The following is a 12613-nucleotide window of genomic DNA, read 5'->3' on the forward strand; positions in this document are numbered from 1 at the left end:
AATCGAGGGGTGTGGTGTGGTGAGTTTCCATACTGCCTGGCGTTCACCGCACCGGCAATGCGCTTCCCTTGACATACTCCGACCAGGGCACATTCCACGCGGTGAAGCCGTTTCCGGGCTCCAGCTGGGCTTCTGTGCCGGTCACGGTGACCGGATCGCCCACATGTGTCACGCCAAAGAGCCATTCGGCGTCGCCCCAGGACATGTTCACGCAGCCGTGCGAGACGTTGTTCAATCCCTGATCGGCCACCGACCACGGGGCCGCGTGGATGAACTCGCCACCCCACGTGAGTCGCTGCGCGTACGAGATGTCTGCCCGATATTGGTCACCGGGCTCGCCGGTCGTGTCGAAGACGGTCTGCACCTTCTTCTCCATGATGACCATCGTGCCGGACGACGACGGCGTGCCGGGCTTGCCCAGGCTCACCGGCATCGAGCGGATGGGCGTGCCGTTCTCCTGCACGGTCAAGTGTTTCGTCGCGTTGTCGATGAAAAGCTCCACTCGCGACTGTGCGATGTGGACAGTGGCCGAGCGGTCGGTGTCGCCGTACGCGCCGTCGCCGAACGGTGTGCCGTCGAGTGCGGCGCGCACCTTGATGACCGTGCCCGGCTGCCAATAGTTTTCGGCGCGATACGTGACCTGGCGCGGGCCCGTCCAGTGCCAAACGCCCGGCTGGTGCGGCACGGTCTCGACGAACAACCGGTGCTGCACCGCCGCGCGATCGTGCACGTCTGAGGTGAACTCCACCACGACCGGCATGGCCACGCCGTATTCCTCGCCGTCGAACAGATACATGCCCGTGCCCACGCGGTTTGCCGGCGGGGGCATCGTGTGGAACGTCGTGGTGACCGCCGCGCCGCCGTGCGCTTTGACGGTCGCGGTGTAGCGCGCGTCGAAGCGGAGCGGCTGATCGGGGACCCATGCCGAGCCGTCGGCCCGCATGCGCCCGGCGACCGCGTGTCCCTGCTCGTCGGCGAGGCTCACCGAGTCGGCTGGGCCGTCGATGCCTATCTCGGTGCTGATGGGAAGGTCGCCCGTGCCGTCCGCAGGCGTGACGACGAGTGTCGCGGCCGCCGCCGCGGCGGCCGGCGGTTCGGCGGGCGTCGACGCCTGGGGCGCGTTTGCCGTGGTGCAGGAGGCGACCAGGAGAACGGCCGATACCCACAAAACTTTCATATTTAGGAAATTAGCCCATCAATCGCACGACTTCCTCGGTTCCGTCGGGAAAGACGACGTGCACCTTGCCGTCGCCGCGCTCCAGCCACTCCAGAACCACCTCGTAGACCATCACTGACCGATTGAGGATGTCTGTCTTAGAATCGCCGGTTTTCTCGGCGATGCGCTCCAGAGCTCCGGCCGCCCGCGGCGTGAAGTTAGCCGTGATGCGCGTTAGCGATGCGGTCGGGGTGCTCATCGGTGACCATCTCCTAGCGTGGTGCGATCAGATGTCCAGAATACGACTTTCGTAAGAACAAAAGTCGTACAAGATGTGCGTCGTTTCACTCATTAGTGTAGCCGCTGGTCATGCCTGCTGGTAACCACCTTTTCCGGTAACTGAGAGTTACCAACGATCGAGGTTGAGAGCTGCCGCGATTACGGACAGCTCGTGCGTAATCGCTGTATTGGCAGTGTGCTTTATATGTACGCTCCGTGTACTCTCACGCTCAGTCACTTGCCGACTTGGGGGAGCCGGCGCAATCGCTGAGGGAGAGCTTGAGGGCAATGACGGATCCCGAGCTGGGCAGGGAACTTGACCTGGCCGACGAGCAGCCCGGACGGGGCGCTTGGGAGACACCCCTGGAGCGGGTGGAGATAGATGTGCAGCTGCCGAACCGGTTTCGGACAGTGATGGTGGGCCGGCGCCTCTCGCCGGTGTTCAGCTTCGCCGTGGTCTGCGTGGCCGCCTGTGGGGTCGCGGCCATGGCGCTGTTCGTGTGCGGCCGGGCGGGCGCATCCGCCCAGCTCACGGTGCTGTCGGCGGCGGTGGGCGGGCTCGCGGTGGCCCTGCTGGGCCTGGTCTGGCTGCGTAATGGATAGGGGGAGGGGCGAGATGCGGTTCAGGATCCAAGCTCGTTGGGAGGCCTACGGCAGCGCCGAATCCATTGTGGACGGGCCGGTGCAGCGCGACGAGCGGCTGCGCGCCTTCCAGGCGATTCCGGGGCTGGTCGAGCTGCATGTCGAGCCCTATCGGCACGGGGGGCGCTCCGGCATTTGGCTCAACGTGCCGGTTTCGGCGGCCGGAGCGGCGCGGTGATCGCGTCGCGCGAGCTGCCCTACCTGGTGGTGGCGACGGTGCTGCTGGGCGCGCTGGCGACGGCACGCACCGCGCCGCCGATGCTGTGGGCGCTGTGGGCGATCATTGGCGCCACGATGGTCTGGGCCGGCCATAGGCCCAGGGCGGTGAGGGCGGGACGGGTTGGCGGGCAGGCGACCCGGGCCGCGGCCGCGCTGATTCAGCTCGACGAGGGCGTGCCTGAGCTGCGGCTTCGTGCCGTTCGCGAGCTTGCCGCCATCGCCGACGAGTGGCCGGCCGGGCGCCAGGCGTGCATTGACGCACTATGTGCATATTTAAGAAGACCGTTCTCAGGGGGTACGTTCGGCGAGCTCACGATCCGTACCACCACAATTAACTTGATCCGGGAGCATCTGCAGCCGGGCGCGGACCGCTCGTGGCGCGGGTGTGATATCAATCTCTCCGGGGCGTCCATTCACGACGCGTCGTTCGCCGGCGCGCAGTTCGCCGATTGCCTCGTCGACTTCACCAACGCGCAGTTCAGGGGTGACATGTGCCGGTTCACCGGCGCCCGTTTCGAGCGGGCGACGGTGCTTTTCGCGGGCGCACAGTTTTGCACCGCTTTAGTGGACTTCGCCGGAAGTGAGTTCCGTGGCGGCACAATGGATTTCAGCCGCGCCCGCCAGGACCGGGGCCGGATCGACCTGTCAAACTGCCGGATGAATCGCAATATTGTCAGTTTCGCCGGGGCGCACCTGGACGGAACCGTTGATTTGTCAGCTTCTCGGCTTGAAAAGAGCCGGATCTCCTTTGACGATGCCCATTTTTGCGCTGGAACGGTGCGCGCCGAAGGAATTACCGGAGGCGCAGTCGTGCTCACGCTATGATCTGGCCTGTGTTGGCATTGTCCGAAGCATTCTGGGTATGAGGACCCACCATGTCCACGGACGCGTCTGCTCATACCCCCATGCCGGTCCCGGACGGGATCGGCACCCCCGCCGAGTTCATCGAGGCGATGCGCGCCCTGCGTGACTGGGTGGGTCTGACATATCGGCAGTTGGAAGACCGGGCCATGGCGCTGGGCGAGAAGTTGCCGCGCAGCACGATCTCGACCGCACTGTCCCGGGGATCCCTGCCCCGCGAGGCCACGATCGCCACGTTCGTCAAGGCATGCGGCGGCGATCGCCGTGTGGTCGACGCGTGGATCGACGCCCGGCGACGGATTGCCGAGCAGGACAACGACATCGACGACCTCGCGGCGGCGGTGGAGTCCTGGTTGGTCACTCGCATGACCGAGCCGGCCAAGCCGCGTGAGGAGACCCTCACGCTCGACGGCAGCAGCACGTTCTCCGAGGGCCGGCTGGCGCGCGCCGTCGCCGAGTCGACCACGGATCGCTGGGTCGGGCTGCACCGCAAGACGCGGCGCGGCGGCGCGATCCGGTTACTGTTGCGGCGACAGGGGTCGTGATACGACCCCTGTCCCCTCTTGGCGGGTTCAGCGTTCGATGTAGAACTGCTTGATCATCTCGTCTCGGCTGGGCGAGTTGAACTGGCGGCCGAGCGTGCGCATGATCGAGTCGACGGATGGCCGGTAGATGCAGCGGGTGAAGTAGCGGGCTCCCTCGTAGGTGCCGATCGTCCCGCCGTCCGGTGTGGACTGGCCGAGATAGTTCCTCCACTTGGTGCCGCTGGCCTGCATCTGGGCCGCGGTCAGCTTGGAAACGTTGGGCTCGACCGGTTCGCCGCCGGTGTAGCAGGCGCCGTCGCCGTAGTCGTACTCGTCGGCGAGCCTGCCGATGGAGTGGCCGAGCTCGTGAATCGCGATCTGGCCCGCGCTGGCGTGGCCGCCGGAGGCCGTGGCGACCCCGCCGCCCGCGCCGCCGTACTTGGTGCTGTTGCCCAGCGCGAGGATCTGGTCGGCGTCCGGTGCGGCAGCGGCCTGCTGCTGTGCCTTGGTCTGGTTGACGCACAGCAGGCGCTCGATTCCGTTGCACCAGAAGTACATGTCCAGCGCGGTGTTCTTCAGCACGCCCTGAGTCGGGTCATTGTCCACGCCGGACTGCGAGGAGATCACGTCGACCCGCCACGCGTTGAACTGCGTGCGGTGGCTCTTGAACGGCTCGAACGCCATGATCTCGTTGAACTTGCTCTGCACGTGCTGGGCGTAGGTGCCCAGCTGGCTGCTGGTGTAGCCGTCGCCGACGAACACGAGGTCGAACTTGGTCGAGCTCGGCCCGTTGACCTCGATCGGGGTCACGGCTGCGGCGGTGACGGACAGGGCCGGTTCATCGGGGATGGGTTGCGTCTGGCGGACCCGGCTGATGGTGCCGTCCTCGGAGAAGACCTCCAGCCATTGGCCCTGACCCTTGAACGGTTCCGGCTCCTGGGGCCGGGCCTGGACGGGGGCTGTCGTGGTGAGCAGGAGCACGGCCACCCCGGCCGCGAGAGCGAGTTTGAACAATGTGCACCTCCGAATATCGGTGCACAACGATAGGTCGATTCGATGGGTTTCGCGACCCGTTTAGTGGGAGTGTCCGTGATCGTGCTTTTCGTGGTGATGATCGCGGTGGTGGTCGAGTTCGCGGTGCGCCTCGCGGTGGCCGGGATGGGGGTCGGCGTGCACCAGCGCGGCCGTCAGGCGGGGGATGGCGTGGATGAGGCGGTGCTCGGCGTCGGCCGCGATCGCGTGCCCCTGCGCGACCGTCAGATCAGCGTCGACGATGATTTCGCATTCGGCGCGCAGCTGATGGCCGATCCAGCGCAGCCGCACCGCACCGATGTCGTTGACGCCCTTGGTCTCCCGCAGCGTCTGCTCGGCCTTGTCCACCAGCTCCGGATCGACCGCGTCCATGAGCCTGCGGTACACCTCGCGGGCCGCGTCCTTGAGCACGACCAGGATCGCGACCGTGATGAGCAGACCGATGACGGGATCGGCCCAACCCCAGCCCAGCGCCACACCGCCCGCGCTGAGCAGCACGGCGAGCGAGGTGAAGCCGTCGGTGCGGGCGTGCAGGCCGTCGGCGACCAGTGCGGCCGAGCCGATCCGCTTGCCGACACCGATCCGATAGCGCGCCACGATCTCGTTGCCCGCGAAGCCGATCACGCCGGCGGCCGCGACGAACCACAGATGGCGCACGTCCTGTGGGCTCAGTAGCCGCCGGAACGCCTCATAACCCGCGTAGAGCGCGGACGCCGTTATCACGAGGACGATCAGGATACCGGCTAAATCTTCAGATCTTCCATATCCATATGTGTACCTTCGAGAGGCCGCGCGCCGTCCGATGAGGAACGCTATCCCGAGCGGGATCGCCGTCAGCGCGTCGGCGAAATTGTGCAGCGTGTCGGACAGCAGCGCCACCGACCCGGAGAACACCACGATGACCGCCTGCAGCACGGCCGTCGCCGCGAGCACCAGAAGCGAAATCCACAGCGCGCGCATGCCCTGACGTGACGTCTCCAACTCGGTATCGACCTTGCTCGACGTGTCATGCGAATGTGAGTGCGGTGCGAGCACGTGTTGTAGCCGGTGCATCCATTGGCCGCTCATCGCCATAGTGTGCCACTGACAGGGGAGGACTAAACGTGAGTTCGACACAGGCCGTGCTGCCGGAGTTGCGCACCACCTGGTGGGAGACGGGCATGAAGGCCCGCTCGGAGGCGGGACCGTTCGCGGTGTTCGGGCAGCTGCCGCGCCTGGTCGCCATCGCCGTGGCGATCAGCTGGCGGGCCGACCGCACCCGCACGCTGGTCGTCGCCCTCGCGACCGTCGTGTCCGGAGTGACGGCGGCGTTCGGGTTGCTTGCCACGCAACGGGTGCTCGTGGAGCTGTTCGCGGGCGGCCCGACACCCGACCGGGTGGTCGCCGCGCTGCCCGCGCTGGTGTGGCTGGCCGCGGCGACGGGGCTGCGGGCGGGCATGGGCATCGTCACCGGGTACGCGCAGAACGGCCTCACGCCCCGGGTCGACCGCGAGATCCAGCGGCGCCTTTTCGAGACCACGACGGCGGTGCGGCTCGACGCGTTCGACGAGGACACGTTCGCCGACGACATGGAGCGCGCGTCGCGGGGCACCGACTCGGCCATCGCGCTCGTGCAGGGCGCGATGAACCTGTTCGCGGGGCTTGCTGGGTTGGCGGCGGTGGCGGTCGCGGTCACCGTCATCCATCCGCTGCTGTTGGTCGCGCTGCTCGTGGCGACGGTGCCGAACGGGTGGGCCGCGCTGGCCGCCGGGCATCAGCGCTATCGGGTGTATCTGCAGGGCTCGGCGCGGCGGCGCCGGCTGTGGATGCTGCACCGGCAGATGGCCGAGCGCGACAGCGCACCCGAGTTGCGGGCGTATGGGCTGCGTGGGTTCCTGCTGGAGTTGTACGACCGGGTGATGGGCGCGGAGACCGCGATCCAGCTGGCGCTCGCCCGGAAGGTGACCACGACGACGACCGTGGGCGCGGTGGTCGGCGGCATCGCGACCACGGCGGTGTACGTGTTGCTGGGCTCACTGCTGCTGGGCGGAGGTATCCCGCTCGCGGCCGCGGCGACGTGCGTCGTGGCGGTGCAGGCGGCGCAGCGGGCACTGTCGACGGTCACGTTTCAGATCGACCGGGTATACATGGATGGGCAGCATTTCGGCGACTACACGAGCTTCATGCAGCGAGCCGCCGCGCACATGCCCGCGGCTCCCGGCATGCTCGACCCCGGGCCACTCGCGCAGATCACGGCCGAGGCGGTCGCACTGTCCTATCCGGACCGTGACGCGCCCGCGGTGGACAACGTCACGCTCACCATCCGGGCCGGGCAGACCGTGGCGTTCGTGGGCGAAAACGGTTCGGGCAAAAGCACTCTCGCCGCTGTGCTGTGCGGGCTGCGCAAGCCGCAGGCGGGCACCGTCACGTGGAACGGGCGGCCGTTCGCCGAGCTCGACCCGGACGGGCTGCAGCGCCGGATCGGCATCGTGTCGCAGGACTTCCACCGCTGGCCGTTCAGCGTGGCGACGAACATCGCGCTCGGCGACATCACGAGCGACGCGGGAAGCGACCGCATCGAGGGCGCGGCCCGGCGTGCCGTCGCGCACGACATGATTCTTGAGCTGCCGCACGGGTACGACACGCTGCTCGACCGCACGTTCAAGGACGGGCAGGACCTGTCGGGCGGGCAGTGGCAGCGCATCACGGCGGCGCGCGGATTCCTGCGCGACGCGGACCTGCTCATCATGGACGAGCCGTCCTCGGCGCTCGACCCGCGCGCCGAAGACGCGCTGTTTCAGGCGATCCGGGGCCGGCAGGGGCGCAGGACCACCATCCTGATCACGCATCGGCTGGCCAACGTGCGGCACGCGGATGTCATCTATGTGCTCGACCACGGCCGGCTCACGGAGGCCGGCAGCCACGACGAGCTCATGGCGTCGGGTGGGACCTATGCGTCCTTGTTCAGGCTGCAGGCGAGCGGTTACGCCATCACGGCATAGACTGCGTGGTCATGGGTGAGATCGTGCGGCTGGGCTCGGTGACGTGCCCGTCGGGTGTCCTGGCCGTGCTCGACGGCGGCTGCCTCGGCATGTGGTCGGGCAGCCGGTCACCGTCGGAGATCGATCCCGTGGACGTGGGAATCGAGGACGAGGCGCTCGCGGCCAACATCGCCGGATCGATGGACTTCGAGGTTGCCGGGCCCGACGCGGAGCGGGCGGCGCTTTCGTTTGAGCGCAGGCCCATGCGGTACCACTATGATATTCCGGCTGATCGCATCGGCGAATGGATCGGGCTGTTCGACGAGCATTGCCGCGCAGGCGGTTGGAACGCCACACTGCAACCCTATCCGCGGCGTGTTGCCCATCGGGAGCGCGCCCGGCGGTGCGCGGGTGAGCGGCTGGCGGGCTTCGTCTTCTTCGGGCTGCCCGCGGTCGCCGTCGGTGAGGTGCCCACGGGCGAGTCGTTTGAGGTGGTCGCCGAGCGTTCGGCCGGCCGGTCGCATGGTTGGAAGCAGATGGTCGTGCGGACCGGCGATCGGCCCGTCGTGACGACGCGTTCGCTTGGCTTGGTCGGCGTTGATACGGCGCGGTTGGCGTTCGCGGATGTGGACGCCCTTGACCATTGGGAGCACGAGAGACCGCTGGACGGTCTGGCCGATGTCGTGTTCTGGGGTGGGCCCAATGCCGAGGAGGCCGCAGCACACTTCAGCGCGCCGCGCGTGGGGAGTGACGGCTCCTACGGTTGGGAAGACTTGCCCGCGCGGGATGGGTGGCAGCGGGCCATCGCGATCCAGGCATGGAAGGACGAGAGGCCGGAGCGCAAGCTGGGATTGGACTTCCGGCCGCACTCACACCATTGGCAGGTGATGCGGCAGGTGCGCGCCGATGACGACACCGAATCCGGCACCATCGCGGTCGGCGGGGCGGACATCACGTTCGCGATGACCAGCTGGGGTGACGGCTTCTTCCCGGCTTATGCAGACTACGACGGCCGTGGAGGGCTCGTGGCGGTGCGCATCCAGCTGGCCGAGGACCGTGACTGAGCGGCAGTTCCGCGGGACGGCGGAACACTATGCGGCGCACCGGATCCCATATCCGCGCGCGTTGTTCGGCCATCTGCTGCGGCTGGTGCCGGGGCGGCAGCGCCTGCTGGACCTGGCGTGCGGCACGGGCGAGCTGGCGATCCCGCTGAGCGAGCGGTTCGGCGAGGTGGTCGCGGTCGATCTGGAGCCGGACATGGTCGCGGCCGGCATGCGCAAGGCGCCGGGTCTGACGTGGATCGTGGCGGCCGCCGAGGAGCTCCTGTTCGAGCCGGGCACACTGGATCTGGTCACCGTCGGAAACGCTTTTCACCGGCTCGATCGTGCGCTCGTCGCGGCGCGGGCAAGGACATGGCTCAAGCCGGGTGGGGCGATCGCGGTCGTCAACACCGACAGCGTGTGGCGCGGGACCGAGCCGTGGCAGCGTACGGCCGTGGAGATTGTCGCGAAGTGGAGGCCTCAGGTGGCTCCTGCCAAGCGTGCATCACATGAAAAGGTGCTGCGGTCGGCCGGGTTCGCCGATGTCGAGGAGCGCCTTTTCCACGTGCCTCACGTCTGGAGCGTCGACGGGTTCATCGGCTACCTGTACTCGACGAGCGTCGTGTCCAAGGCAGCGCTGGGCGCCAACGCGGGCGCGTTCGAACGCGAGCTGCGCGCCGCGCTGACCGGCACACTGCGCGAGACTGCCCGGTTCAGCTGCCTCACCGGCTACTGCAGATAGCCCTCGACCTGTGTCTTGGGCTGCGGGTTGACCGTGTCGGGGTCTTGGCCCTGGGCGCGGGCCGCGCGGCGGCGGCGCAGCAGGTCCCAACACTGGTCGAGGGACTCTTCGAGATCACGCAGCCGGTCGGCCTCCTGCTGCGTGTCGACCTGCCCGGCCTCGCGGCGCTCCCGCAGCCGGTGCTCCTCCTCGACGAGCTCGGTGATGCGGCCAAGGATCTGTTTGTCGTCCACGACAATCCAGACTGCCACATCCATAATGGGCGCGTGTCAGAGTGGATTTATTTCATCCATGCTCCCCGCGAGAACTTCGCCGAGACGATGACCGACGAGGAGCGTTCGGTGTGGGGCGTGCACTTCGAGCGGTTCCGGCGGCTGCTCGCCGAGGGCGTCATCGTGCTCGTCGGGCCGACGCTCGGGCCGGTCAACACAGGCATCGCCATCTTTGAGGCGCCCGACGAGGCCGCCGCGCGCAAAATCATGGAGGAGGATCCGGTGATCGCGGGCGGTTACGCACGCGGTGAGCTGCGCCCGTTTCGCATTTCACTGCTGCGCGGGCGCGACTGACCCGGGGCCGGGCGACGGTGGGGATCGGGCGGTGCCGCGCTGCCGGGCCGCCCGTCAGCGCGACCATCAACGGCAGCCCGGCGGAGACGTCGAACCGCCCCCGCGCCGGCGATCAGCACTCGCTGTGCCGGCGCGAGCCGCGTGAACAGGGCGGGCCGCTGCAGTGAGAACCACGCCGCTACGGTTTGCGGGCCACGCCGCACCACTCGGTGACCGGCGTGGTGTCGTTGCCGTCGGGCCGCCACTGCGACACGGTCGCCAGGCCGGGCTCCAGGATCTCCAGACCGTCGAAGTATTCGGCGATCTGCTGCGGCGTGCGCACGCACATCGGCGCGGAGCCGCTCTCGTTCCACATGGCCAGCGCCCGCTCGACGGCCTCGCGGTGCACCTCGACCGTGGGGTGCGAGATGACCAGATGGCTCCCCGACGGGACGGCCTTGACCAGCGTGCGCACGATCGAGGTCGCCGCATCGTCGTCCACGACGAAGTTCACGATGCCGAGCAGCATGATGGCGACGGGCTTGGTGAAGTCGAGCGTTTCCTGCGCGGCCGCGAGGATCTTCTCCGGATCGCGGATGTCGGCGTCGATGTACGCGGTCGCGCCCTCGGGTGTGCTGGTGAGCAGCGCGCGGGCGTGCACGAGCACCATCGGGTCGTTGTCCACATACACGATGCGGGCGTCGGGCCGGGTCCGCTGCGCGACCTCGTGCGTGTTGTCGGCCGTGGGCAGGCCCGTGCCGACGTCCAGGAACTGTCCAATGCCGACATCGCCCGCCAGGTGGCGAACGACCCGGCCGAGGAACTCGCGGTTGTATCGGGCGGACTGCACCAGCTCGGGCATGAAGGCCAGGAACTGCTCCCCCGCTTCGCGGTCGGCCGCGAAGTTGTCCTTGCCGCCCAGCAGGTAGTTCCACAGCCGGGCGGAGTGTGCGACGGAGGTGTCCAAACGCGACAGGGCGTCGCTGGCGTCGGTCGGCGTCTCATTCACGGCTGCCAGGGTAGCGGCACGTCCACCAGTTGGGAACGGTCAGTCACCTGATTGATCAGACATCGGTCGGTGCCGCGAAGAGGCGCAGAAGAGGCGCAGAAGAGGCGCATCAGGCGGCGTCGAGGTCGGCGGCGATGCGGTGCAGGATTTCGGGCGTCTCGTCGGGCTGGGCCGCCTCGATGCACAGCGTCTCCATGACGAGCGCGTATTGGTCGACATCGTCGCGCTTGTCGAGGTAGAGCGCGCTGGTGAGCTCCTCGACGTAGACCACGTCGGGCAGGTCGGGCTCGGCGAAGCGCAGGATGCTGAACGCGCCGCCGCCGTGCACCGCGTGCCCTCCAATGTGGAAAGGCACCACCTGCACGCGGACGTTGGGCAGTTGGGTCGCCTCGATGAGCGCCTGGATCTGCCGGCGCATGACCTCTCTTCCGCCGACGGGGCGACGCAGCGCGCCCTCGTCGACGACCGCCCAGAACTGTGGCGGGTCGGGCCGGGTCAGCACCTGCTGGCGCTCCATGCGCAGCTCGACCCGGCGTTTGATCTCGTCTTCGGGTGCGCGCCCGTGGCCGAGCATGACCACGGCCCTGGCGTAGTCGCGGGTCTGCAGCAGCCCGGGGATGAACTGGATCTCGTAGCAGCGGATGAGTGAGGCCGCCGATTCGAGTCCGATGTAGGGCTGGAACCACGCGGGCAGGATGTCGCCGTAGCGGTGCCACCAGCCGGGGGCGTTGGCGTCGCGGGCGAGCACCAGCAGGCGCTCGCGCTCCTCGCCCTTCGCCAGGCCGTAGTAGGTGAGCAGGTCGGCGACGTCGCGCTCCTTGAAGCCGACGCGGCCGAGCTCCATCCGGCTGATCTTGGACTCCGACGCGCGGATCTGCCAGCCCGCGTCCTCGCGCGTGATCCCTCTGGCCTCGCGCAGCCGTCGAAGATTCGCACCGAGCATGATGCGCAGCACGGTGGGCCCGCCGGACACCCCACCATCCCTTGGTGGCGTCGTCAACGCACCAAACCTCCGATCCGTCCGTGGTCGCTGGCTACTGCTCGGCTTGACACGTCAGCATGTCACTATCCTCCGCAGCATCCTTCGCGGCGGATGACTGCTCGACAAGATCGTCGAAATCGCCGTCCCGCACGCCGGTCAGAAAGGCGGCGATCTCGTCCGCCGTGAAGATCAATGCCGGGCCGTCCGGATTGCGGGAGTTGCGGATCATGTAGCCCGAGCCGTGCGGCAGGCGGGCCAGCTCAACGCAGTTGCCGCTTGCCCCGCTGCGACCGCTCTTGCGCCAGTTGAGCAGGGATAACGGCGCGTCGGTGTTGCCGATGATAGTCACGAACTTAATTCCCTCCGTCCGCTGCACCGACCAAATGCACGTGCATTCGCCCTTGCATTTGCAACTTTCGAGGGGCATCATAACCCCAAGTGGCCGGGTACGAATTGCCCTCGATCAATGAACGCGGTGGTCGGGCGGGGTCGCGCAGCAGAAGGGACCATGGGGTGGAGCCATACGTCGTCGCCGCCGCGGTGGGACTCGCCGCCGCAGCCGCGGGCGCGGCCGCCGCCGCGCGGATGTGGCTGCGGGCGCGCCTGGCCGAGGCCGAGGTGG

The 12613-nt window shown here is 67.9% G+C and carries 16 protein-coding genes; 8 read left to right on the top strand and 8 right to left on the bottom strand.

Annotation, left to right across the window (positions count from 1 at the left end; genetic code table 11):
* Positions 1-43 precede the first annotated feature (43 nt).
* Positions 44-1177, bottom strand: a complete 1134-nt coding sequence (locus tag DM816_RS10390; protein ID WP_117209940.1) for a L,D-transpeptidase — start codon at positions 1175-1177, stop codon at positions 44-46.
* A gap of 10 nt (positions 1178-1187) precedes the next feature.
* Complete coding sequence (locus DM816_RS10395) at positions 1188-1415, bottom strand: hypothetical protein (RefSeq protein ID WP_117209941.1); 228 nt, start codon at positions 1413-1415, stop codon at positions 1188-1190.
* Between the two features lie 308 nt (positions 1416-1723).
* Between DM816_RS10395 and DM816_RS10400 the strand changes: the two genes are divergently transcribed.
* Genes DM816_RS10400 through DM816_RS10415 form a run of 4 tightly spaced genes read left to right on the top strand, consistent with a single transcriptional unit; the run spans position 1724 to position 3702 of the window.
* Positions 1724-2038, top strand: coding sequence for a hypothetical protein (locus tag DM816_RS10400; protein ID WP_117209942.1), 315 nt, complete (start codon positions 1724-1726; stop codon positions 2036-2038).
* A gap of 13 nt (positions 2039-2051) precedes the next feature.
* Positions 2052-2255 carry a hypothetical protein gene (locus DM816_RS10405; protein ID WP_117209943.1) on the top strand — a complete coding sequence of 68 codons (204 nt, stop codon included), beginning with the start codon at positions 2052-2054 and terminating at the stop codon, positions 2253-2255.
* Positions 2252-3121 carry a pentapeptide repeat-containing protein gene (locus tag DM816_RS10410; protein ID WP_117209944.1) on the top strand — a complete coding sequence of 290 codons (870 nt, stop codon included), beginning with the start codon at positions 2252-2254 and terminating at the stop codon, positions 3119-3121. The genes DM816_RS10405 and DM816_RS10410 overlap by 4 nt, the downstream gene beginning before the upstream one ends.
* 50 nt (positions 3122-3171) lie before the next feature.
* The gene (locus DM816_RS10415) at positions 3172-3702 is read left to right on the top strand and encodes a hypothetical protein (RefSeq protein ID WP_162907317.1); all 531 of its coding nucleotides are present in this window, start codon (positions 3172-3174) and stop codon (positions 3700-3702) included.
* A gap of 27 nt (positions 3703-3729) precedes the next feature.
* On the opposite strand, the gene DM816_RS10420 is transcribed toward DM816_RS10415, so the two are convergent.
* Entirely contained in the window at positions 3730-4695 is a 966-nt protein-coding gene (locus tag DM816_RS10420) for a M64 family metallopeptidase (RefSeq protein ID WP_246001817.1), read from the bottom strand.
* A gap of 60 nt (positions 4696-4755) precedes the next feature.
* A complete protein-coding gene (locus DM816_RS10425) occupies positions 4756-5781 on the bottom strand; it encodes a cation diffusion facilitator family transporter (RefSeq protein WP_246001819.1) in 1026 nt (341 codons plus the stop codon).
* Between the two features lie 92 nt (positions 5782-5873).
* On the opposite strand from DM816_RS10425, the gene DM816_RS10430 reads away from it, so the two are divergent.
* The 3 genes from DM816_RS10430 to DM816_RS10440 are packed head-to-tail and all read left to right on the top strand — an operon-like array spanning position 5874 to position 9455.
* The gene (locus DM816_RS10430) at positions 5874-7694 is read left to right on the top strand and encodes an ABC transporter ATP-binding protein (protein ID WP_117209958.1); all 1821 of its coding nucleotides are present in this window, start codon (positions 5874-5876) and stop codon (positions 7692-7694) included.
* Positions 7695-7705: 11 nt separating this feature from the next.
* Entirely contained in the window at positions 7706-8737 is a 1032-nt protein-coding gene (locus DM816_RS10435) for a hypothetical protein (protein WP_117209947.1), read from the top strand.
* Positions 8730-9455 carry a class I SAM-dependent methyltransferase gene (locus DM816_RS10440; RefSeq protein ID WP_162907318.1) on the top strand — a complete coding sequence of 242 codons (726 nt, stop codon included), beginning with the start codon at positions 8730-8732 and terminating at the stop codon, positions 9453-9455. Before DM816_RS10435 ends, DM816_RS10440 begins: the two co-directional genes overlap by 8 nt.
* Here DM816_RS10440 and DM816_RS10445 read toward each other — a convergent pair.
* Positions 9443-9694 (bottom strand): DUF2630 family protein, encoded by a 252-nt coding sequence (locus DM816_RS10445; RefSeq protein WP_211588631.1) that lies wholly within the window; start codon positions 9692-9694, stop codon positions 9443-9445. The two genes, DM816_RS10440 and DM816_RS10445, sit on opposite strands and share 13 nt — an antisense overlap.
* Positions 9695-9721: 27 nt before the next feature.
* Between DM816_RS10445 and DM816_RS10450 the strand changes: the two genes are divergently transcribed.
* Positions 9722-10021 (top strand): YciI family protein, encoded by a 300-nt coding sequence (locus tag DM816_RS10450; protein ID WP_117209949.1) that lies wholly within the window; start codon positions 9722-9724, stop codon positions 10019-10021.
* Between the two features lie 178 nt (positions 10022-10199).
* On the opposite strand, the gene DM816_RS10455 is transcribed toward DM816_RS10450, so the two are convergent.
* From DM816_RS10455 to DM816_RS10465, 3 genes are all read right to left on the bottom strand, one after another.
* Complete coding sequence (locus tag DM816_RS10455; RefSeq protein ID WP_117209950.1) at positions 10200-11009, bottom strand: SAM-dependent methyltransferase; 810 nt, start codon at positions 11007-11009, stop codon at positions 10200-10202.
* Positions 11010-11118: 109 nt separating this feature from the next.
* Positions 11119-11952, bottom strand: coding sequence for a helix-turn-helix domain-containing protein (locus DM816_RS10460; RefSeq protein ID WP_117209960.1), 834 nt, complete (start codon positions 11950-11952; stop codon positions 11119-11121).
* A gap of 91 nt (positions 11953-12043) precedes the next feature.
* Positions 12044-12340 (bottom strand): DUF397 domain-containing protein, encoded by a 297-nt coding sequence (locus DM816_RS10465; protein ID WP_425455231.1) that lies wholly within the window; start codon positions 12338-12340, stop codon positions 12044-12046.
* Positions 12341-12613: the final 273 nt, after the last annotated feature.

Source organism: Allorhizocola rhizosphaerae, from assembly GCF_003426775.1.
GTDB lineage: Bacteria > Actinomycetota > Actinomycetes > Mycobacteriales > Micromonosporaceae > Allorhizocola > Allorhizocola rhizosphaerae.

Excerpts from the sequence above, each read along its gene's own strand:
- DM816_RS10390 (WP_117209940.1), bottom strand. The coding sequence starts at position 1,177 with ATGAAAGTTTTGTGGGTATCGGCCGTTCTCCTGGTCGCCTCCTGCACC.
- DM816_RS10395 (WP_117209941.1), bottom strand. The coding sequence starts at position 1,415 with ATGAGCACCCCGACCGCATCGCTAACGCGCATCACGGCTAACTTCACG.
- DM816_RS10400 (WP_117209942.1), top strand. The coding sequence starts at position 1,724 with ATGACGGATCCCGAGCTGGGCAGGGAACTTGACCTGGCCGACGAGCAG.
- DM816_RS10405 (WP_117209943.1), top strand. The coding sequence starts at position 2,052 with ATGCGGTTCAGGATCCAAGCTCGTTGGGAGGCCTACGGCAGCGCCGAA.
- DM816_RS10415 (WP_162907317.1), top strand. The coding sequence starts at position 3,172 with ATGTCCACGGACGCGTCTGCTCATACCCCCATGCCGGTCCCGGACGGG.
- DM816_RS10425 (WP_246001819.1), bottom strand. The coding sequence starts at position 5,781 with ATGAGCGGCCAATGGATGCACCGGCTACAACACGTGCTCGCACCGCAC.
- DM816_RS10430 (WP_117209958.1), top strand. The coding sequence starts at position 5,874 with ATGAAGGCCCGCTCGGAGGCGGGACCGTTCGCGGTGTTCGGGCAGCTG.
- DM816_RS10435 (WP_117209947.1), top strand. The coding sequence starts at position 7,706 with ATGGGTGAGATCGTGCGGCTGGGCTCGGTGACGTGCCCGTCGGGTGTC.
- DM816_RS10460 (WP_117209960.1), bottom strand. The coding sequence starts at position 11,952 with ATGCTCGGTGCGAATCTTCGACGGCTGCGCGAGGCCAGAGGGATCACG.